The 20,349-nt window shown below is 65.1% G+C and carries 16 protein-coding genes; 4 read left to right on the top strand and 12 right to left on the bottom strand.

Features of this window, described 5'->3' with window-relative positions; translation table 11 throughout:
* Positions 1–356: 356 nt before the first annotated feature.
* From rodA to ACVOLO_RS12480, 5 genes are all read right to left on the bottom strand, one after another.
* Entirely contained in the window at positions 357–1,463 is a 1,107-nt protein-coding gene (rodA, locus tag ACVOLO_RS12500; protein WP_481570635.1) for a rod shape-determining protein RodA, read from the bottom strand.
* A complete protein-coding gene (gene mrdA, locus ACVOLO_RS12495; protein WP_481570634.1) occupies positions 1,460–3,556 on the bottom strand; it encodes a penicillin-binding protein 2 in 2,097 nt (698 codons plus the stop codon). Before mrdA ends, rodA begins: the two co-directional genes overlap by 4 nt.
* Before the next feature lie 2 nt (positions 3,557–3,558).
* The gene (gene mreD / locus ACVOLO_RS12490; RefSeq protein ID WP_481570633.1) at positions 3,559–4,044 is read right to left on the bottom strand and encodes a rod shape-determining protein MreD; all 486 of its coding nucleotides are present in this window, start codon (positions 4,042–4,044) and stop codon (positions 3,559–3,561) included.
* Complete coding sequence (gene mreC / locus ACVOLO_RS12485; RefSeq protein WP_481570632.1) at positions 4,041–5,162, bottom strand: rod shape-determining protein MreC; 1,122 nt, start codon at positions 5,160–5,162, stop codon at positions 4,041–4,043. The genes mreD and mreC overlap by 4 nt, the downstream gene beginning before the upstream one ends.
* Before the next feature lie 150 nt (positions 5,163–5,312).
* Positions 5,313–6,359, bottom strand: a complete 1,047-nt coding sequence (locus ACVOLO_RS12480) for a rod shape-determining protein (protein ID WP_005419402.1) — start codon at positions 6,357–6,359, stop codon at positions 5,313–5,315.
* 277 nt (positions 6,360–6,636) lie between these two features.
* Between ACVOLO_RS12480 and ACVOLO_RS12475 the strand changes: the two genes are divergently transcribed.
* Positions 6,637–7,569: a carbohydrate kinase family protein gene (locus ACVOLO_RS12475; protein WP_481570631.1), complete on the top strand. Its 933-nt coding sequence runs from the start codon at positions 6,637–6,639 to the stop codon at positions 7,567–7,569.
* A 70-nt stretch (positions 7,570–7,639) separates the two neighbouring features.
* On the opposite strand, the gene ACVOLO_RS12470 is transcribed toward ACVOLO_RS12475, so the two are convergent.
* From ACVOLO_RS12470 to ubiE, 4 genes are all read right to left on the bottom strand, one after another.
* Positions 7,640–8,212 (bottom strand): HAD family hydrolase, encoded by a 573-nt coding sequence (locus ACVOLO_RS12470; protein ID WP_481570657.1) that lies wholly within the window; start codon positions 8,210–8,212, stop codon positions 7,640–7,642.
* A gap of 74 nt (positions 8,213–8,286) precedes the next feature.
* Positions 8,287–9,021: a hypothetical protein gene (locus tag ACVOLO_RS12465; protein ID WP_481570629.1), complete on the bottom strand. Its 735-nt coding sequence runs from the start codon at positions 9,019–9,021 to the stop codon at positions 8,287–8,289.
* A 303-nt stretch (positions 9,022–9,324) separates the two neighbouring features.
* Positions 9,325–11,277: a M1 family metallopeptidase gene (locus tag ACVOLO_RS12460; RefSeq protein WP_481570628.1), complete on the bottom strand. Its 1,953-nt coding sequence runs from the start codon at positions 11,275–11,277 to the stop codon at positions 9,325–9,327.
* Positions 11,278–11,530: 253 nt separating this feature from the next.
* Positions 11,531–12,295: a bifunctional demethylmenaquinone methyltransferase/2-methoxy-6-polyprenyl-1,4-benzoquinol methylase UbiE gene (gene ubiE / locus ACVOLO_RS12455; RefSeq protein WP_481570626.1), complete on the bottom strand. Its 765-nt coding sequence runs from the start codon at positions 12,293–12,295 to the stop codon at positions 11,531–11,533.
* A 104-nt stretch (positions 12,296–12,399) separates the two neighbouring features.
* Here ubiE and ACVOLO_RS12450 point away from each other — a divergent pair, with 104 nt between their 5' ends.
* Together ACVOLO_RS12450 and ACVOLO_RS12445 are read left to right on the top strand one after the other, a co-directional pair.
* Positions 12,400–12,852, top strand: a complete 453-nt coding sequence (locus tag ACVOLO_RS12450) for a nucleoside deaminase (protein WP_481570625.1) — start codon at positions 12,400–12,402, stop codon at positions 12,850–12,852.
* Positions 12,853–12,975: 123 nt separating this feature from the next.
* Complete coding sequence (locus ACVOLO_RS12445; protein WP_481570624.1) at positions 12,976–13,218, top strand: hypothetical protein; 243 nt, start codon at positions 12,976–12,978, stop codon at positions 13,216–13,218.
* A gap of 181 nt (positions 13,219–13,399) precedes the next feature.
* Here ACVOLO_RS12445 and smeE read toward each other — a convergent pair whose 3' ends face one another.
* A complete protein-coding gene (smeE, locus tag ACVOLO_RS12440) occupies positions 13,400–16,543 on the bottom strand; it encodes a multidrug efflux RND transporter permease subunit SmeE (protein WP_481570623.1) in 3,144 nt (1,047 codons plus the stop codon).
* A 12-nt stretch (positions 16,544–16,555) separates the two neighbouring features.
* Positions 16,556–17,743, bottom strand: coding sequence for an efflux RND transporter periplasmic adaptor subunit (locus ACVOLO_RS12435; protein ID WP_481570622.1), 1,188 nt, complete (start codon positions 17,741–17,743; stop codon positions 16,556–16,558).
* Between the two features lie 222 nt (positions 17,744–17,965).
* Here ACVOLO_RS12435 and ACVOLO_RS12430 point away from each other — a divergent pair, with 222 nt between their 5' ends.
* Positions 17,966–18,643, top strand: coding sequence for a TetR family transcriptional regulator (locus tag ACVOLO_RS12430; protein ID WP_481570621.1), 678 nt, complete (start codon positions 17,966–17,968; stop codon positions 18,641–18,643).
* Positions 18,644–18,957: 314 nt separating this feature from the next.
* Here the strand turns inward: ACVOLO_RS12430 and hslU are convergent, their stop codons facing one another.
* The gene (gene hslU, locus ACVOLO_RS12425) at positions 18,958–20,331 is read right to left on the bottom strand and encodes an ATP-dependent protease ATPase subunit HslU (protein WP_481570619.1); all 1,374 of its coding nucleotides are present in this window, start codon (positions 20,329–20,331) and stop codon (positions 18,958–18,960) included.
* Between the last annotated feature and the right edge of the window lie 18 nt (positions 20,332–20,349).

Genomic DNA, 20,349 nt, shown 5'->3' with positions numbered 1-20,349 from the left:
ATCGATGGCACAACGCCATTGCCGGGTGCGGCCGAGATGAATACGCGTGCGCGTTTGGCACTGGCCACGGCAACGAGAAAAGCGGTGTTCTGCTCTGCCGGGCTTCAGCGGCGATGCCGCTGCCCAGCATCACTCGGCAGGCGGCCGTACAAAAAAAAAGAACGCCGGCCATCTCCCCATCCCGCAGAGATGACCGGCGTCCCGACCGACCCTTGGGGGAACCGGGTGACGTCTCCCCACGCCGACCCGCCAAAGGCCAATCTTGCTGTCACAGCGCAATCGCAGCAGGTGACGGGCGCAATTGTGAATAATTTGTCAAAGCAAGTGTTTGATCTGGATCAACCCTTGCAGCGTCACTAGCCACCGTGCACCGGCCGGTGTGCCCGCACCGCCATCACCAGGCCGAAACCGGCCAGCAACGACACCGCCGAGGTACCGCCATAGCTGATCAGCGGCATCGGCACCCCCACCACCGGCAACAGGCCGGAGATCATCCCGCCGTTGACCAGGATGTAGACGAAGAACGCCAGGCCGGTGGCGCCGGCCAGCAGCCGCGAATAGCCATCGCGCGCTTCCACCGCGATCCACAGGCAGCGGCCGATCACGAACAGATACAGCGCCAGTACGATCGCCACGCCGATCCAGCCAAATTCCTCGCTGAGCACGGAGAACGCGAAATCGGTGGTCTGCTCGGGAATGAAGTTCAGATGCGACTGCGAGCCCAGCCCCCAGCCCTTGCCGGTCAACCCGCCCGAACCAATGGCGATCTTGGACTGGATGATGTTCCAGCCCGCGCCCAGTGCGTCGCTTTCCGGGTCGAGGAACATCAGGATGCGGTCCTTCTGGTAGGGCATCAGCAGCCAGAACCAGGCCACCGGCGCGGCCGCGGCAACGCCTGCCACGCCCACGCCCACCCACCACCACGGCAAGCCCGCCAGCAACAGCACGAACGCACCGCTGGCGGCGATCAACACGCCGGTACCGAAGTCCGGCTGCAACATCACCAGGGCGGTCGGTATGCCAATGATCACGCCCGTCACCAGCACTACCGGGATGCGCGGTGGCAGCGGCATGCGGTTGAGATACCAGGCCACCATCATCGGCAGGCTGACCTTGAGCAGCTCGGCCGGCTGCAGGTAGAACAGGCCCAGGTTCAGCCACTGACGGCCGTACTTGCCGGTGCCCAGCACGAACACCGCCAGCAGTGGCAACATCGAGACGGCATAGATCACCGGCGTCCACGCGCGGATGCGCAGGATGGACATGCGCGAGATCGCCCACATCGCCACCAGGCCAACCCCGAAACGGGCGCCCTGCGCCATCACCAGGCCACTGCCACCGGCGCTGTCCAGCACCGACAGGCCAATGGCCATCAACGCGCACAGCGCCATCAGCAACGGCCAGTCCAGGCCGCGCGTGAGCCGCTGCGCCATCTCCAGCGCCCAGCGCAGGAAATCCCTCATTGCCGCATCTCCGGTGGCGTTGCGGCCGATGGCGATGGCCGCGGTGTGGGTTGCGGCACTGCCGCTGCCACGTCCGGTGGTGCCGGCAACTCCGGCGCAGGCACTGGCGCTGGCGCGCCCACCATCACCGGCAACTCACCCAGCGCCAGCACCGCCTGCTCGGCGCGCGCACGCGCGGTGGGGTCTTCGGTATCGAACGTGGCCACGCCCACCACCACGGTGCCACGTTCGGCATCCAGTGGCTGCAGGCCATCGGGCATCACGCCCAGCAGCCATGCATCAAACACCTTGCGGGCGATGGGCGCCGCCGCCGAGCCGCCATAGCCACCGCCTTCCACCGCGATGGCGATTGCGATGGTCGGTGCTTCAGCCGGGGCGAAGCCGATGAACAGCGCGCGGTGGCGCAGGTGCATCGGCAGGCTCTTGGGATTCAACGCAGCCGTGCCCTTGCGGCTGATGACCTGGGCGGTGCCGGTCTTGCCGGCCATGCGGTACTGCGCGCCGGCGGCCACGCGCCAGCCGCTGCCGCCCGGCTGCATGGTGCCCATCATCCCTTCGCGCACGGCCTGCAGGTTGGCTGGATTGGGGCTGATCGGCCGACCGGCCGGTTGTGCTGTCGGCGCCCAGTCGTGGTCAAAGCCCGCGCGCTGTTCGGTCACCAGATGTGGGCGATGCAATTGCCCGGAGGCCAGCCCCCCCACGCCGCGCACCAACTGCAGCGGCGTCACTTTCCACAGGCCCTGGCCGATGCTGGCGTTGACCGTGTCGCCGGGGTACCAGCGCTCCTTGCGCGCCTTCAGCTTGGCTGCCGGCGACGGCAGGATGCCACCGATTTCCCCCGCAAGGTCAATGCCGGTCGGCTGGCCAAAGCCGTAATGCCCGCCCATGTATTCATCGAAACGTTCGATGCCCATGTCGATGCCGAGTTGGTAGTAGTACGTGTTCACGGACTGCGAGATCGACTTGCGCAGGTCGGTCCAGCCATGACCGCCGCGGTTGGCGTCGCCCCAGCCACGGCTCACGCCGGGCAGGTAGAACATGCCGCGCGAAAGGATCTTGTCTTCGGGCCGGCGCACGCCACTGTCCAGGCCGGCCAGGCCGATCAGCGGCTTGACCGTGGAACCCGGCGCCACGCCGCCCAGCACCAGCCGGTTGAACTGCGGACGCGAGGGGTTGTCCTTGAGCGCGTTGAAATCAGCATGCGAGATGCCGTTGACGAACAGATTGGGGTCGTACGAGGGCAGGCTGACCATGGCCAGGATCTCGCCATTGCGCGGGTCGATCGCCACCGCCGAGCCTTCCTGCTCGCCGAAGGCCGCCACCATCACCCGCTGCAGGTCGGCGTCGATGGACAGGCGCAGATCGGTACCCGACTGCGCCGGCACCCGGCCGATGGTGCGGATGGCCCGGCCCTGCACGTTGGTCTCGACCTGCTCGTAGCCGATCTTGCCGCGCAGCTGCCGCTCGTAATACCGCTCCAGGCCGGATTTGCCGATATGCGTCAGCGCGGCATTGCCCTCGCCCAGCTCTTCCAGATCCTTGTCATCCACACGGCCGACATAACCGATGACATGCGCCAGCAGATCACCGTAGGGATAGCGCCGGGTGAGGTAAGGCTCCAGTTCCACGCCGGGAAAGCGCCAACGGTCCACCGCAAAGCGCGCCATCTCGTCATCGCTCACGCGCAGCTTCAAGGTGACCGGCATGAAGCTGCGGCGCGCCTTGCGCGATTGCTTGAAGCGCTCGATGTCCTCGTCGCTCAGCGAGAAGATCTGCTGCAGGCCGGCCAGGGTGGCAGCCATGTCCTGGACCTTGTCCGGGGTGACGTCCAAGCGGAAGGCCGGCACGTTCTCGGCCAGCAGGCGGCCATTGCGGTCGTAGATCAGGCCGCGTCCCGGCACCACCGGCCGCGCCTTGATGCGGTTGGCTTCCGAGCGTGTGGCGTAGATGTCGTGGTCCAGCACCTGCAGCTTGAAGTACCAGCCACCCAGCAGGCCCAGCATCAGCAGCACACACACAAACCCCAGCGCCGCGCGACGGCGGAACTGTTCGCTCTCGGCATGCGCGTTCTTGGTCTGCCGGCGGTTGTACATCGTCAGCGCCCGCGCTTGCCCAGCCGCAGCGCGTCCAGCAGCGCATACAGCGGCAACCACAACGCCATGCCCAGCAGCGGCGCCCACCAGTAGCTCCAGGGCAGCGGCGGCTCGTCGGCGAGCAGGTGGATGGCCGCATCGATGACGCGGTCATTGAACAGCAGGCCGCCGATGGCCAGCGCCTGCTGGGACAACGGGAAGAACCGCAGGCGTGCGCGAAAGCGCTGCAGGATGAAGGCCATCACCACCAGCCGCAGGGCCTGCTCGCCCAGAATGCCGCCAAACATCACATCGGCCAGCAGGCCGATGCTGAAGGCAAACCCCAGCCCCACCCGGTCCGGCGTTTCCATCACCCAGAAAGCCAGTACCAGGGCCAGCCAATACGGCCGCACCGGCTGCAACAGCCCGGGCAGCGGTACCAGCCCCAGCAACAGCGCCAGCGCAATGCTGGCCGGCAGCACCCAGGCCTTGATGCGGGGGCGGCTCATGGGCGCACCTGCGTCGAAGCTGCCGGTGCCGGCTGTGTCGTCTGCGTTTGTGTCTGCGACGCGGGCTTCGCGGCCACCGGGCTTGTCACAGGCGCGGAACGGGCCGGCACGGACGACGCGGTTGGGTCGGGCGAAGTGGTCGCGGGCATCTGGCCGGGTGTGGGTGTCGAAACGGGTGCGGGATCAGGCGTGGGCCGATGTGCCGGCGCCGTGCCCGGGCCCGTCACCGGCACGGCGGCCGGCGGCGGTTCCAGGCCGGTGGTCACCGGCAACTGCGGCACGCTGGCCACCGAGCGCAACAGCAACACGTTGCGGCCACGGTCGAGCTTGGCGGCCGGTTCCAGCTCGCCCACCAGGAAGGCGTGGGTGTCGTCCGGGCGCAGTTTGAGGATCTTGCCCACCGGGAACCCGGCCGGGAAACGCCCGCCCAGCCCGGAGGTGACGATTTCATCGCCCACTTCCACGCCCGCGCTGAGCGGAATGTCACGCAGCTCCAGACGGTCGCCACGGCCATAGGCAATCAAGCGCACGCCGTTGCGCGCCACCGTCACCGGCACCGCATGGTCCGGGTCGGTCAACAGCAACACGGTGGAATGGCCGGGCGTCACCACGATCACCTGCCCCATCAGCCCGCCGGCATCGATGACCGCCTGGCCGACACGCACGCCGTCGCGGCTGCCCGAATCCAGCACCAGCCGCTGCTTCACCGGGTCCAGGTCGATATCCAGAATCGGCGCCAGTTGCACGTCCAGTCCGGCCCGCTCGGACACGTTCAACAATTCGCGCAGCTGGGCGTTGTCCAGCGCCGCCGTCTGCAGCCGGGTAAGGCGCGCGTTGGCGACCAACAGTTGATTGCGCAGCTCACGGTTCTCGGCGACCAGTTGGCCATGGCTGGCCGCGTTGTCCTTGACCGAGGCACCCAGCCGGCCCGGCAACCCCGCCAGCGCCCAGACCGGCTGCACCACCAGGCTGGCCTGCGCACGCAGGCGCGCCAGCCAGCCCCCCTGGTTGTCCAGCACGATCAAGGTGATGGCCAACGCCAGGTAGGCCAGCAAGCGCAAGGTGCTGCTGGCATCGCCCTGTCGGGAAGCTACGGGAGGACCGGCGTAAGGAGGCACGGAGAGAAGCCGGGAAAGGGGAATCGGGAATGAAGCATGGAAACGGCGCGCATCTGGTCACGCCGTGGGAAGCAGAGCGGTGGATCGAAGGGCGACGAATTGGCTGGCAGAAACCGCGCTGCCAATTCCCCACTCGCCCTTCCCCCCTCATTACTCTGGCGCAAAGAACTCGTTGCCGTGCATGTCCACCAGCTCCAGCGCGCGGCCACCGCCGCGGGCAACGCAGGTCAGCGGATCATCGGCCACCTGCACGTGCAGGCCGGTTTCCTCGGAGATCAGGCGGTCCAGGTCGCGCAGCAGCGCACCGCCGCCGGTCAGCACGATGCCGCGCTCGGCGACGTCGGCACACAGTTCCGGCGGGGTCTGCTCCAGGGCCAGCTTGACCGCCGAGACGATGCCCGACAGCGGCTCGTGCAGGGCTTCCAACACTTCGTTGGAGCTGATCTTGATCATCTTCGGCACGCCCTCGGCGAGGTTGCGGCCGGAGATTTCCATCTCGATCACTTCCGCCTGCGGGTAAGCACAGCCCAGCTCCACCTTGATGCGCTCGGCGGTGGCTTCACCGATCAGCATGCCGTGGTTGCGGCGCACGTAATTGGTGATGGACTCGTCGAAACGGTCGCCACCAATGCGCACGGACGCCGAATAGACAATGCCGTTGAGCGAGATCACCGCCACTTCGGTGGTGCCGCCGCCGATGTCGATGACCATCGAACCACGCGCCTCGGTGACCGGCATGCCGGCGCCGATCGCAGCGGCCATCGGCTCTTCGATCAGGAACACATCCCGCGCGCCGGCCTCCTCGGCCGATTCCTTGATGGCGCGGCGCTCGACCTGGGTGGAGCCGGCCGGCACGCAGACCAGCACGCGCGGGCTCGGGCGCAGCACGCGCGACTTGTGCACCTTCTTTATGAAGTGCTTGAGCATTGCCTCGGTGTAGGTGAAATCGGCAATGACGCCGTCCTTCATCGGGCGGATGGTGGTGATGTGGCCCGGGGTACGGCCCAGCATCTGCTTGGCCTCGGCGCCGACGGCGGCCACGGAGCGGGTGCCGCCGATGGCACGGTCCTGGCGCACGGCCACGACCGACGGCTCGTTCAATACGATTCCCTGGCCGCGCACGTAAATAAGGGTGTTGGCCGTGCCCAGGTCAATGGACAGGTCATTGGAGAACATGCCACGCAGCTTCTTGAACATCTGGGAAGTGATCCTGACGGGTGTCGTGCCCACGCCGGTTGGCGAAAAAATGGGCAGAAATTGAGGGCGGTTAGCCTATCAACCCACCATGGCCCGGGCAAGGAGAATCCTTGTAAATTCGGGCCTCCGCACCCTTTGTGGCAGCCAACGTACAGATTCAGTTCTGGCCGTGCGCCGTTGCAGCCGGTAACCTTATGCGCTTTGGCGCGGACTGCGCCGGCCCGCCTGCGCGTGCAAGGCGGCGACTCTCCCCTTTTTTCGCATAGGCCTGTTCGCGATGCCCGCTTTGATCTGTGGTTCCCTTGCCTTCGACACCATCATGGTGTTCCCGGACCAGTTCAAGAACCACATCCTGCCGGACAAAGTCCACATTCTGAACGTGTCGTTCCTGGTGCCGCGCATGCGCCGCGAGTTCGGCGGCTGCGCCGGCAACATCGCCTACAACCTGCACCTGCTCGGCGGCGAGCCGATCCCGATGGGCACCGTGGGCTCGGATTTCGGCCCGTACCGCGAGTACTTCCAGGGCCTGGGGATCGACCTGAGCCGGGTCAAGGTGATCGAGGAACTGTTCACCCCGCAGGCGTTCATCACCACCGACCACGACAACAACCAGATCACCGCCTTCCACCCGGGCGCGATGATGCGTTCCTACGAGAACCACGTGAAGGATGTGCCGGGCGTGACCCTGGGCCTGGTCGGCCCGGACGGCCGCGAAGGCATGATCCAGAACTCGCAGGAATTCTTCGACGCCGGCGTGCCGTTCATCTTTGACCCGGGCCAGGCCATGCCGCTGTTCAACGGCCCGGAGCTGCGCACCTTCATCGAGCAGGCCGACTACGTCGTGGTCAACGACTACGAATCCAACCTGCTGCAGGAGCGCACCGGCTGGGACGAGAAGGAAATCGTCAGCCGGGTGAAGGCCTACATCACCACGCGCGGCCCCAAGGGTGCGGTCATCCACACCCCGGAAAAAACCTATGACATCCCGCCGGCACACGAGCGCCGCGTGGTCGACCCGACCGGCTGTGGCGACGCTTTCCGCGCCGGCCTGATCTACGGCATCGAGAAGGGCTATGACTGGCTGACCATCGGCCGCATGGGCAACCTGATGGGCGCGCTGAAGGTCGAACACCCCGGTACCCAGAACCAGCGCTTCACCTTTGACGAGTTCAACGAGCAGTTCAAGCAGCAGTTCGGCTACACGCTCTGAGCGCTGCCCGCTTCACTGCATGAAAACGGCGCCCTCAGGCGCCGTTTTTCGTCGTGCAATGTGCAGTGGATCAGCGCGTACTGCACGCCTGCTGCCAGTGTTCGAGCAGTTGCGCGCAGTCACGGACACGCCAATCGGCCATGCCCGGCCAGGGGTCGCCGGGTTGATTGACCAACACCGCCGGCACCCCGGCGGCCTGCGCGGTGGCCAGGTCGTAGTAGTGGTCGCCGACCATGCGCATCATTGCAGGCGCCACATTCCAGCGCTCGACAAAATACCGCAGCCCGGCTGGCGACGGTTTGGGCGTGGTGTCGTCGCGGCCGATGATTTCCCCGGCCGGGAAACACGCCTCCAGCCCGATCGCCGCCAAGGTCACCTGCACCAGTTCGCGGGCATTGCGGGTAAGGATGCCAAGCCGGCAGCCGGCGGCATGCAACGAACGGATCAAGGCCACCGCGCCCGGTGCCGGTGTTGCCGCCAGCGCCAGCGCGTGCTCGTGTTCCATCAGCCAGGCATGGCCCTGCGCCGCCTGCGCTGCAGGCAAGCTCGCCAGGTGCTGCAGGATGTCCGTGTCCACCGGGATGCCCAGTTCGCGCCGGATCAGGTTGAAATCATGGACGTGCCGGGTGAGCGTGCCGTCCATGTCGAATACCCAGTGGCGACTGTGGGCCACCGCGTTCACCGCGGCGGCGCAGTCCGCTTCGCCGAGCACCCGGTTCAATCCCAGTTCGGCATCTGGCTGCCATCCAGCCCGCCGACTTCAAACACCGCCTTGCGGGTGCCGCCGGTCTTCACCGGGAACTCGATCTCGATGACCTTTGCCCCGCGCGCCTGACGCCACAACCCACGGTTGTCGACGATGAACATGGCGATGGCTTCGTCGGTATCGGGGCGGTTGGCGGCCATGTTGCGGGCCGCACCGCCATCCACACTCACCTTGACCTGGCAACTGCGATAACACGCCTTCGCAAAATCACTGCTCTGCAGCACCAGATAGGCGTGGCGCTTCCACTCCGGATGGTCGCGGAACACCAGGTTCACCGGCTTGGCACCCGTGCCATCCACGTCAACACGATCCTTGCTGTAGATCGCCGCCGAACGTTGCGTGCCGCCCTTCACCGCCACCTGGTTGTAGTTCCACAGCGCCTGCATGCGGCGCAGCTCGCGCGCGGCATCGGCCTTTTCCTTCACCTCGGCAAAGCCCGGCTCGATGCGTTGGGCCGCTTCCGAATCCGGGAACTGGTCCATCAACGCGGCGCCGTGGATCTTTGCCTTCTCCCAATCGCCGCCGTTCAACGCAGCGTCGTACAACTTGCCGATGCCCTCCGCATCCGCCTCACGCTTGGCGCGCTCCTGCGCGGCAGCGGCTTCCTGCTGCTGGCGCTCGGCTTCGGGATTACTGCAGGCGGCGAGCGCAACGACGCACAACGCGCCAAGGATCAAAGGTTTCATCGGACAGCTCCATGGAAACAGGCGCGACCCTTGGCCGCGCGACGGCGCCCACTTTAGCAACATGGGGATTGGGGAATCGATACGCCGCAGTCCGCATTGTTCTGGGCTTTGTTCTTATGCCGTCATTCCCACGCAGGCAGGAATGACGGCTTAAAGGCAACAACAAGGCAAAGCGAGCCGTGCCGAATCGAGCCGAAGCAAAGCAAGACAAGACGAAGTGAAGCGAGCCGAGGCAAAACACGACGACACAAACAACAACGGCGGGCTTACGCCCGCCGTTGTTCTGTTTCGCGTTCTGGCCGATTACGGCTTCGGCGCAGCATCCTGCTTCGGCGCGGCTTCAGCCTTGGCGATCATGTCTTCCACCGAGGCGGTGGTGATCGGGTGGTAGCCCGGCTTGGCCTTGGCAAACACGTCCTTGGCGAAGGCCAGGCCTTCCGGCGTCTTCAGCAGCTCGGCGTAGATCGGCAGGATCAACTTGCGGCGGCCGACCGTCTGGATGAACGCACCGGCGGCGGCCTGTGCATCGGTGTAGCCGCTGCGGATGGCCAGCGGATACCAGCGCATGGCGATTTCGCCGTTCGGCGTGCCGGTGAAGTGGTAGGCCTTGTCCAGCTGCGCCATCTTCTCCACTGCCAGCTTGTCGCCCAGGCCATCGATGAAGCGCACCCATTCCTGCGTGCCCCACTCGCTGGTCACCTGCTTGCTTGGCACATCCGGGTTGCCCAGGAAGGCGATGCGCGCGGTGTCGACCACGGCGAAGTTGCGCGAGCGCGCCTTCGGTGCGAACGCCGGAATGCCCGACTCTTCCAGCCATGCCTTCAACTCGGCCTCGGTCACCGCGGTCGGGTTCTTCGGCAGCAGGTTCTTCTGCATGTAGGCGACGAACTGGTCGGTGTTGGCGCTCTGGAAGGCATGGTCGTTGAACCAGCCACGCAGGAACGGATCAAACACCTCACGGCCGAAACGCTGCTCCAGGAACTGCAGGAACCACGCGCCCTTGACGTAAGCCACGTTGCTCAGTGCTTCGTCCGGATCACGCTCGTTGAGCGGCGGCAGTGCCAGCGCCTGGTCGGCCGGGCTCATGTCCTTCACTTCGTTGAGCAGGTCGGTCTGGTCGATCTCGCGCTCCATCTCGGCCATTTCCTGGCCATACAGCGCTTCGGTGATGCGGCCCTGCACGTAGGTGGTGAAACCTTCGTTGAGCCAGATGTCCTTCCAGCTCGCATTGGTCACCAGGTTGCCGGACCAGCTGTGCGCCAGTTCGTGCGCGACCAGCGACACCAGCGACTTGTCGCCGACGATCACGGTCGGGGTGGCGAAGGTCAGGCGCGGGTTTTCCATGCCGCCGAACGGGAACGACGGCGGCAGCACCAGCATGTCGTAACGGCCCCAGCGGTATTCGCCGTAGAGATTCTCGGCGGCGCCGATCATCTTCTCGGTGTCCTCGAACTCCTTGGTCGCCTTGCCAACCATGGTCGGCTCGGCCCACACGCCCGAACGCTCGGAGATCGGCTCGAACACCAGGTCACCGGCGGCGATGGCCAGCAGGTAGGACGGAATCGGCTGCGGCATCTTGAAGGCGTAATCGCCGTCACGCGCGGCCTTGGGATCGTTGTCGGCGCTCATCAGCACCATCACGTCCGGGCGGCTGGTCACATGCGCGCTGTAGGTAAAACGCACGCTCGGCGTGTCCTGCAGCGGCACCCACGAACGCGCGTGGATGGCCTGCGACTGGCTGAACATGAAGGGCAGCTTCTTGCCCTCGGTCATCGACGGCTCCAGCCACTGCAGGCCCGAGGCGGTCGGCGCGGTGTGGTAGGTGATGCGCACGCTGGCCGGCTGGTCCGGGGTCTCGATGCTCAGCTTGCTGCCAAACACCTTGTCGGCCGGGGCCAGGGCGAACTGCAGCGGCGAGGCGGCGCCGTCGGCGGCCACGGCTTCGACCTTCTCAACGGTCAGCTCACGGGTATCGAGCAGCAGCTGCTTGGCAGCCTTGTCCTTCCACTCCAGCGTGTAGGTGGCGGTGCCGCCGATCTGCCTGGCGTCGAAATCGACCCTCAGGTCCAGCGCCAGGTCCTTGATGACCACCTTGTCCGGCTCGGCGTAGGAGCTTTCATCGTGACTGCGGCTAACGGAATTCACGGCGGCGGCGGGCTTCTGGGCGACGGGATCGACGGTGGGCGCGGCGGGTTCTTTGGCGCAACCGGCGACAAGCGCCACGGCCAGGGGCAGCATCAGGAACGGAGAACGCATCAGAGTGGAACCAGTTCAGGGAACAGCCGCCGATTTTAAACCCTAACCGGCGTACCCGATGCCGCAGTGCACCGTAGGAGCGGCCTTGGGCGCGAAGCTGGTAGCCCCTGAACCACCCACAGTCCTGCAATTGCAGCCAGCCTTGCGCCGCAAGGCCCCACCAGCTTCGCGCCCAAGGCCGCTCCTACCCAGATTGCGCCCAACAAAAAAGGCGGCCTGACGGCCGCCTTTCTGTTCCCACCAGCAGCAAACCTCAGAGCTTGTAGCCGGAATGGATCGACACGATACCGCCACTGAGGTTCTTGTAATGACAGCGGCCAAATCCGGCCTCGGTCATCATCGCCTTCAGCGTTTCCTGCGGCGGGTGCTTGCGGATGCTTTCGGCCAGGTACTTGTAGCTGTCACCGTCGCCACGCGCGAACAGCTTGCCCAGCGTCGGCAGCACCTTGAACGAATGGAAGTCATAGATCGGCTTGAACCAGTCCGCCGTCACTTCGGAGAACTCCAGCACGCGCGCCTGGCCGCCCACCTTCAGCACGCGGTACATCTCGCGCAGTGCGGCGTCCTTGTCGGTCACGTTGCGCAGGCCGAAGGAAATGGTCACCAGGTCAAAACTCTGGTCCGGGAACGGCAGCGCTTCGGCGTTGAGCTGCACCCATTCGAAGCCGGACACATGGCCGCGGTTGGTCAGCCGGTCACGGCCCACCGACAGCATGCCGGCGTTGATGTCGCCCAGCACCACGCTGCCTTCATCACCCAGGCGCTCCTTCAGCAGCACCGCGATGTCGCCGGTGCCGCCGGCCAGGTCCAGCGCGCGGTCGCCGGGCTTCACCTGCGCGGTGGCCACGAAGTAACGCTTCCACAACCGATGAATGCCCAGGCTCATCAAGTCGTTCATCAGGTCGTAGTTGTCGGCCACGGAGGTGAACACCTGGCCGACAAGCTTCTGCTTGTCCTTGGCCGGTACATCGCGGAAGCCGAAGTGGGTGGTGCCGCTCTTGTAGGGGGATTCGCTCATGGCGCCGATTATCGCACCGACGGCGCGCGGCGTCGTCGGTGCGACCAAACGCCGCAGCTATCATGCCCCCTGTAGCGGCGCCCCCGGCGCCTTGAGGAACCGCCATGATCACCACACCCGACTACCCCGCCCTGCTCGAAACCGCCATCGCGCAGGCCCGCCAGGGCTTGGCCGAAGGCGGCATCCCGATCGGCGCGGCGCTGTACCACAACGATGGCCGGCTGCTCGGCTGCGGCCACAACCGCCGCATCCAGGAGGACGACCCGTCCATCCACGGCGAAACCGATGCCTTCCGCAAGGCCGGCCGCCAGCGCGGCTACCGCAACACCATCATGGTCACCACGCTGGCGCCGTGCTGGTACTGCAGCGGGCTGGTGCGCCAGTTCAACATCGGCACGGTGGTGGTGGGCGAGTCCGTCAGCTTCGGCGGCGGCATCCACTGGCTGCGCGAGGCCGGGGTCAACGTCATTGATCTCAATGACAGCCGCTGCATCGAAATGATGGGGCGGTACATCGCCGAAAACCCCGATATCTGGAATGAAGACATCGGCGAATGACAAAAAATGACTGCAACAGGTCAATTTCATTCATAAAGTGAGACATCGGCAACCAAATCGTAAGAGTCGCGCGTTATGCTCCGTGCACAGGGGCTCTGCCATGGAGGTGAAGCTATGCAAACTATGGCCATTCAGAAAGGCAGTCGGCGGTCGTTGCAGGAAGCCAGCCACCGTCTGCGCAGGCATTACGACCGTTATCGCAGTTCCGCACCCTTCTGGGATGCTTACCAGCAGGTGCAACGGGAGTTGGTTGCCGCCTTTCCCGAACACCAGGCCGAAATGTGCAACCGCCTTGCGGTCTTCGCACAACGCCTGGGGGCGGTAGAGAAGGCGCAACTGCTGGAAACAGCCGATATCGACCCGTAACCGCGCGGTCAACGATGGTCAGCCATGAAAAAGCCGGGGCATGCCCCGGCTTTTTCATGGCTCCAGCAACGCCTGCCCTGCCTGGCCATGCCGGGCAGCGGCCGCTCACCGCTGCTTCAACGGCTCGCCCCAAAAAAAAACGCCGGGAAATGCCCGGCGTTTTCCGTTCACAAGGCCTGCGTTACTGCGGCAGGTCGCCGTTCTCGGCCAGTTGCTTGCGGTTGAACACGCGCTGCACCACCACGAAGAACAGTGGGATGAAGAACAGGCCCAGCAAGGTGCCGACGATCATGCCGCCCAGCACGCCGGTACCGATGGCGCGCTGCGCACCCGAACCGGCCCCGGAGGCGATGGCCAACGGCAGCACGCCCAGGCCGAACGCCAGCGAGGTCATGATGATCGGACGCAGGCGATCACGGACTGCATGCATCGTCGCCTCGATCACACCGGCGCCCTTCTCCAGGTGCTCCTTGGCGAACTCCACGATCAGGATGGCGTTCTTCGAGGTCAAACCCACGGTGGTCAACATCGCCACCTGGAAGTACACGTCACGCTCCATGCCGCGCATGGTGTTGGCCAGCACCGCACCCAGGATGCCCAGCGGCGCAACCATCAGCACCGAGGTCGGCACGCTCCAGCTCTCGTACAGCGCGGCAAGGCACAGGAACACGATCAACAGCGACAGCGTGTACAGCAGCGGTGTCTGCGAACCGGCTTCGCGCTCCTGGTAGGACACGGCGGTCCACTCGATGCTGAAGCCCGGCGGCAGCTGCTTGGCCAGCTTTTCCACTTCCAGCATCGCGTCACCCGAGGCCACGCCCGGCTTGGCTTCGCCCTGGATTTCCAGCGCCGAAACGCCGTTGTAGCGCTCCAGGCGCGGCGAACCATAGTCCCAACGCTGGCTGGCGAAGGCCGAGAACGGCACCATTTCGCCGACGTTGTTCTTCACCGTCCACAGGTTGAAGTCTTCCGGGTTCATGCGGAAGCCGTCGTCAGCCTGTACGTACACGCGCTTCACGCGGCCACGGTCGATGAAGTCATCGACGTAGCTCGAACCCCACGCGGTGGCCAGCGTGCTGTTGATCATGTCCAGCGACAGGCCATGCGCACCGGCCTTGGCCACGTCGATGTCCAGACGCAGCTGCGGGGTGTCGTCCAGGCCGTTCGGGCGCACATTGGCCAGCAGCTTGCTTTCACCAGCCAGGCCAAGCAACTGGTTGCGGGCATTGACCAGCGCGTCGTGGCCGGCACCGCTGTTGTCCTTCAGGAAGAAGGTGTAACCGGAGGCAATACCCAGCTCCGGCATGGCCGGCGGCGGGAAGGCGAAGATGAAGGCGTCCTTGATCTGGCCCAGTGCCGCCATCGCACGGCCGGTGACCGGGCCCACGCCCTGGTCAGCGCTGCGCTCGCTCCAGTCCTTGAGCTTGACGAAGGCCATGCCCGAGTTCTGGCCCATGCCCGCGAAGCTGAAGCCCTGCACCGAGAACACCGATTCCACGGCGTCGGCTTCGTTCTTCAGGAAGTGGTCTTCCAGCTTGTAGATCGACTCCAGCGTGCGTTCCTGGGTTGCGCCGACCGGCGCATTGACCAGCGCCATCAAGATGCCCTGGTCCTCATTGGGCAGGAACGAGCTGGGCAGGCGTACAAACAGCAGGCCCATCACCACCGACAGCGCCAGGAACACCGCCATGAAGCGGCCCGGGCGCATCAGGATGCCGCGCACGCCACGCTGGTAGGTGCCGCTGGTGCGGTCAAAGCCGTTGTTGAACCAGTTGAAGAAGCGACCGGACAGGCCCTTGTGCGCAACGTGATGCTCGCCCTTCTTCAGCGGCTTGAGCATGGTGGCGCACAGCGCCGGGGTCAGCACGATGGCGACCAGCACCGACAGCGCCATCGCCGACACAATCGTTGCCGAGAACTGCCGGTAGATCACGCCGGTGGAGCCGCTCATGAACGCCATCGGCACGAACACCGCCGACAGCACCAGGCCGATGCCGACCAGCGCGCCGGTGATCTGGCTCATGGATTTGCGCGTGGCTTCCAGCGGCGACAGCCCTTCCTCGGACATGATGCGCTCGACGTTCTCCACCACCACGATGGCGTCATCGACCAATAGGCCGATGGCCAGCACCATGGCGAACATGGTCAGCATGTTGATCGAGAAACCCAGCACCGCCAGGATGCCGAAGGTGCCCAGCAACACCACCGGCACGGCGATGGTCGGAATCAGCGTGGCGCGGAAGTTCTGCAGGAACAGGTACATCACCACGAACACCAGCACGATGGCCTCAAGCAGCGTCTTGACCACGCCCTTGATCGACACGCGCACGAACGGCGTGGTGTCGTACGGGATAACCGCCGTCATGCCGGCCGGGAAGTTGGCTTTCAACTCATCCAGCGTCTTGCTCACGCCTTCGGCCGTTTCCAGCGCGTTGGCGCCGGTGGCCAGGGTGATGGCCAGGCCCGAGGCCGGCTTGCCGTTGTAGCGGGTCACGAAGTCGTAGGTTTCCGCGCCCAGTTCGACACGGGCGACGTCGCCCAGCTTCAACGTGGAGCCATCGGTTTCGGTACGCAGCACGATGTTGCGGAACTGCTCCGGCGTCTGCAGGCGGTCCTGCGCATTGATGGTGGCATTGAGCTGCTGGCCCTTGATGGCCGGCGCGCCGCCCAACTGGCCCACCGCAACCTGCGCGTTCTGCGCCCTGACCGCGGCGGTGACTTCGTCAACGGACACCTTGTAGGTCTGCAGCTTGGTCGGATCCAGCCAAATGCGCATGGCGTACTTGCCACCAAACACCTGGATCGAACCCACGCCCGGCACACGGCTCAGCGGATCGACGACATTGGAGCCGACGTAGTCGGAGATGTCGTTCTCGTTCATGCTGCCGTCTTCGGAGACAAAGCCCAGCACGTTGAGGAAGCCCGAGCTGGACTTGGCCACATTGATGCCCTGGCGCTGCACTTCCTGCGGCAGCAACGGCATGGCCAGCTGCAGCTTGTTCTGCACCTGCACCTGGGCGATGTCCGAGTTGGTGCCGCTCTCGAAGGTCAGGGTGATGCTGGCCTGGCCGTTGGAGGAGCTGTTGGACGAGAAGTACATCAGGCCATCCAGGCCCTTCATGTTCTGCTCGATGATCTGCGTCACCGAATCCTCGACCACCTTGGCCGAAGCACCCGGGTAGTTGGCGGTAATGGACACCGCCGGCGGCGCGACCTCGGGATACATCGAGATCGGCAGCTTGAGCATTGCCAGCGCGCCGGCAAGCATGATGATGATGGCGATGACCCACGCAAAGATGGGCCGGTCGATAAAGAAGCGAGCCATGGAGTTCTCCGCTTACTGCTTTTCAGCCGGCGCCGCCGCGGCGGGCGCGGCAGCAGCAGGCTTGGCGGCTGGCGCACCCTTTTCGGTGGCCTGTACCGGCATGCCCGGGCCGATCTTCTGCAGGCCTTCGACGATGACCTTGTCGCCAGCGTTCAAACCGCCCTCAACCAGCCACTTGTCGCCGATGGTGCGGCTGACCGTAACCGGACGCACTGCGACCTTGCCTTCGGCATCGACCACCATTGCGCTGGTATCACCCTTCGGGTCACGCGCGATGCCCTGCATCGGCACCAGCAGTGCATTGGGGCGCACGCCACTGCCCAGCACCGCACGCACGAACATGCCCGGCATCAACACCTGCTCGGGGTTTTCCACGCGCACGCGCAGCGCATAGCTGCCGGTGGACGGGTCGACGCTGACTTCGGAGAACTCCAGCGTGCCCTTGTGGGCAAAGGTGCTGCCGTCTTCCAGCAGGATGTCCACCGGCAGCTCGGAAGCACCTTCCAGGCGGCCGGCAGCCAGTTCACGGCGCAGTTGCAGCAGCTCGGCCGAGGACTGGGTGACGTCGATGTAGATCGGATCAAGCTGGTTGATGGTGGCCAGCGCCGCGGCCTGGCCCGCGCTGACCAGCGCGCCCTGGGTGACCGAGGACTTGCCGATCTGGCCGCTGATGGGCGCGGTGATGCGGGCATAGCCCAGCGTCACGTTGGCTGCATCCAGCGATGCGCGGGCGGCCAGCACGTCGGCTTCGGCCTGCTTCCACGCGGCCTGCGCGCTTTCGTCGTCCTGCAGGCTGATGACCTTGCTCTTGACCAGCTCGCTGCTGCGGCGCGCGGCCAGGCGTGCGGCGCTGGCAGTAGCCTCGGCCCGTGCCAGCTGCGCGCGGGCGCTGTTGGCCTGGGCGCGGTAGGCGGCATCATCAAGCTGATACAGCGGCTGGCCTTCCTTCACCAGGCCACCCTCGGTGAACAGGCGCTTGGCGACAATGCCACTGACCTGCGGGCGGACTTCAGCCACCTGGTAGCTGTTGGCGCGGCCGGCGAGTTCACGCGTCAAGGTGACCGACTCCGGCTTCAGGGTCACCACCGTGACCTGGCCCGGGCCGTCCTGCGGCGGCGCTTCACCGCCTTTGCATGCGACCAGTGCAACGGTTAGAGCAAGGGAAAGTGCGAGGACACGGCAGTTGCTGATTCGGGACATGGGAAGGCTCGAAAAGGAAAATAACGCTCGCAGGACCAAGGGGCTACTGCTGCCCCAGCCGTAGGAAAACTGTACGCATACGCTACGGATACAGCATGAGCGTCGCCACCACAAACACAGCCCGGCCTTCCTGCGAAGCAAGCCGCGAAAATATACATACATGCACGGATGTTTGTAAACGGCTACAATTCGGCTCGGTTCATCCAGCATTTGCACAACGCAATGGCCAGAAAAACCAAAGAAGAAGCGCAAGCCACCCGCGAAGGCATCCTTGATGCCGCCCTGGCGTGCTTCCACGAAGCCGGCGTGGCCAGCACCTCGCTGGCGGCCATTGGCGAGCGCGCGGGATACTCCCGCGGCGCCGTCTACTGGCACTTCAAAAACAAGACCGAAGTGCTTGAAGCCATCATCCAGCGCGAGCGCATCCCCTTCATCAAGCGCCTGCACCGCACCTACTCGCCCCACCGCAACACGCCGGTGCTGGACCTGCGCTCATCGATGCTGGTGTCCGTCAGTGAGCTGGCCAACGAACCCCGGCTGCGCAACATGATGGAAATCATGCTGCGCAACGACTTGTCCGCTGAAAGCCAGGCCATGCAGAAACTGCAGCACGACAGCCTGGACGAGGAGCTGTCCATCTTCCGCCGCGTGCTGGAGCGCGCCCAGGCACTGGGACAGCTGCGTGACAACGTGGATGCCGGCACCGCCGCGCGCATCCTGTATGCCGGACTCACCGGCGTGCTCTACAGCGCGATGATGGAGCCCAAGCATTTCGAGCTGGAGCGCGACAACCTGGAAACCATGGACGCGCTGCTTTCCTACTACGTAAAGCCGGGCGTGTTCACCCCGGGCGATCCGCCGTCCCCCCTGCCGCCACCGGAAGCCGACGAGGCCGACTGAATCCGGCCCTGATCGCAGAGAGCCCCCAGCAACCAAGCATTGCGATGGGGAACAAGGCAACTACACCCCTCCCCAGCCCTCCCCTTCGCCATGCGAAAGGGAGGGGGCGGTGCATGCAGTTCGATCAGATGGCAGCGCCGCCGCTTTTCCCCCTCCCTTGCGTAGCAGGGAAGGGCTGGGGAGGGGTGCCGTCGGATGCGCACCAACAGACGAAAACCAGCAACAAGCCCCGCCCCTGCACGCTCCCCCAAAAATTCAAAAAAAAAACGGCAGCACCGTAGTGCTGCCGCTCGCGTCAATCAGACACGCATGAATTACAGGATGTAACGGCTCAGGTCCGGGTCCTGCACCAGTTCACCCAGGTGCTTGTCCACATAGGCCTGGTCGATGCTGATGGTTTCACCATCGCGGTCCGGGGCTTCATAACTGAGCGAATCCAGCAGCCGCTCCAATACCGTGTGCAGGCGGCGTGCGCCGATGTTTTCCTGCCGCTCGTTCACCTGGAACGCAATCTCGCCCAGACGGTCCACCGCTTCGCCGGTGAAGCTCACCTTGACGCCTTCGGTCGCCAGCAGTGCTTCGTACTGCTTGGTCAACGCGGCCTTCGGCTCGGTGAGGATGCGCACGAAATCCTGCTTGCTCAGCGCACCCAGTTCCACGCGGATCGGGAAGCGGCCCTGCAGCTCCGGGATCAGGTCGCTGGGCTTGGCCAGGTGGAACGCGCCGGAAGCGATGAACAGGATGTGGTCGGTCTTGATCGTGCCGTACTTGGTCGACACGTTGGAGCCTTCCACCAGCGGCAGCAGATCGCGCTGCACGCCTTCGCGGGAGACATCGCCACCGCCGACGTTGTCACCGCGCTTGGCAACCTTGTCGATCTCGTCGATGAACACGATACCGTGCTGCTCGCAGGCTTCGACCGCGGCACTGCGGATGTCGTCCTCGTTGACCAGCTTGCCGGCCTCTTCCTCGATCAACAGCGGGCGTGCGGCCTTGATCGTCAGCGTGCGCTTGTTCGACTTGCTGCCGCCCAGGTTGGCGAACATCGACTTGAGCTGCTGGCCCATTTCCTCCATGCCCGGCGGGGTCATGATGTCCATGCTGACGTTGGCGGCGATTTCCAGCTCGATCTCGCGCTCGTCCAGCTCACCGGCGCGCAGCATGCGGCGGAACTTGATGCGGGTTTCATTGTCGGCGGCGGAGGGTTCATTCCGCGCGGCTTCGGCATCAAAACCGATGCCCACGCTGCGCCGCGGCAGCAAGGCATCGAGGATGCGGTCTTCGGCCTTTTCCTCGGCCTGCGTGCGCACGCGCACCTTGGCCTGCTCGCGGTACAGCTTGACCGCCGTATCGGCCAGGTCGCGGATGATCTGCTCCACGTCCTTGCCGACGTAGCCCACCTCGGTGAAGCGCGTGGCTTCCACCTTCACGAACGGCGCATTGGCCAGCGTGGCCAGGCGGCGCGCGATCTCGGTCTTGCCGACGCCGGTCGGGCCGATCATCAGGATGTTCTTGGGCATCACCTCGTTGCGCAGCTCGGCCGGCAACTGCATGCGGCGCCAGCGGTTGCGCAGTGCGATGGCAACCGCGCGCTTGGCATCGTGCTGGCCAACGATGTGGCGATCCAGCTCCTGCACGATCTCGCGCGGGGTCATGGTGGCGGAAGAGACTTCGATCTTGTGGTTCATGGGGTACTCGCAGTCGTT

The sequence above is a fragment of the Stenotrophomonas sp. STEN056 genome (assembly GCF_056759635.1).
This window is presented reverse-complemented; position numbering and strand designations above follow the sequence as displayed.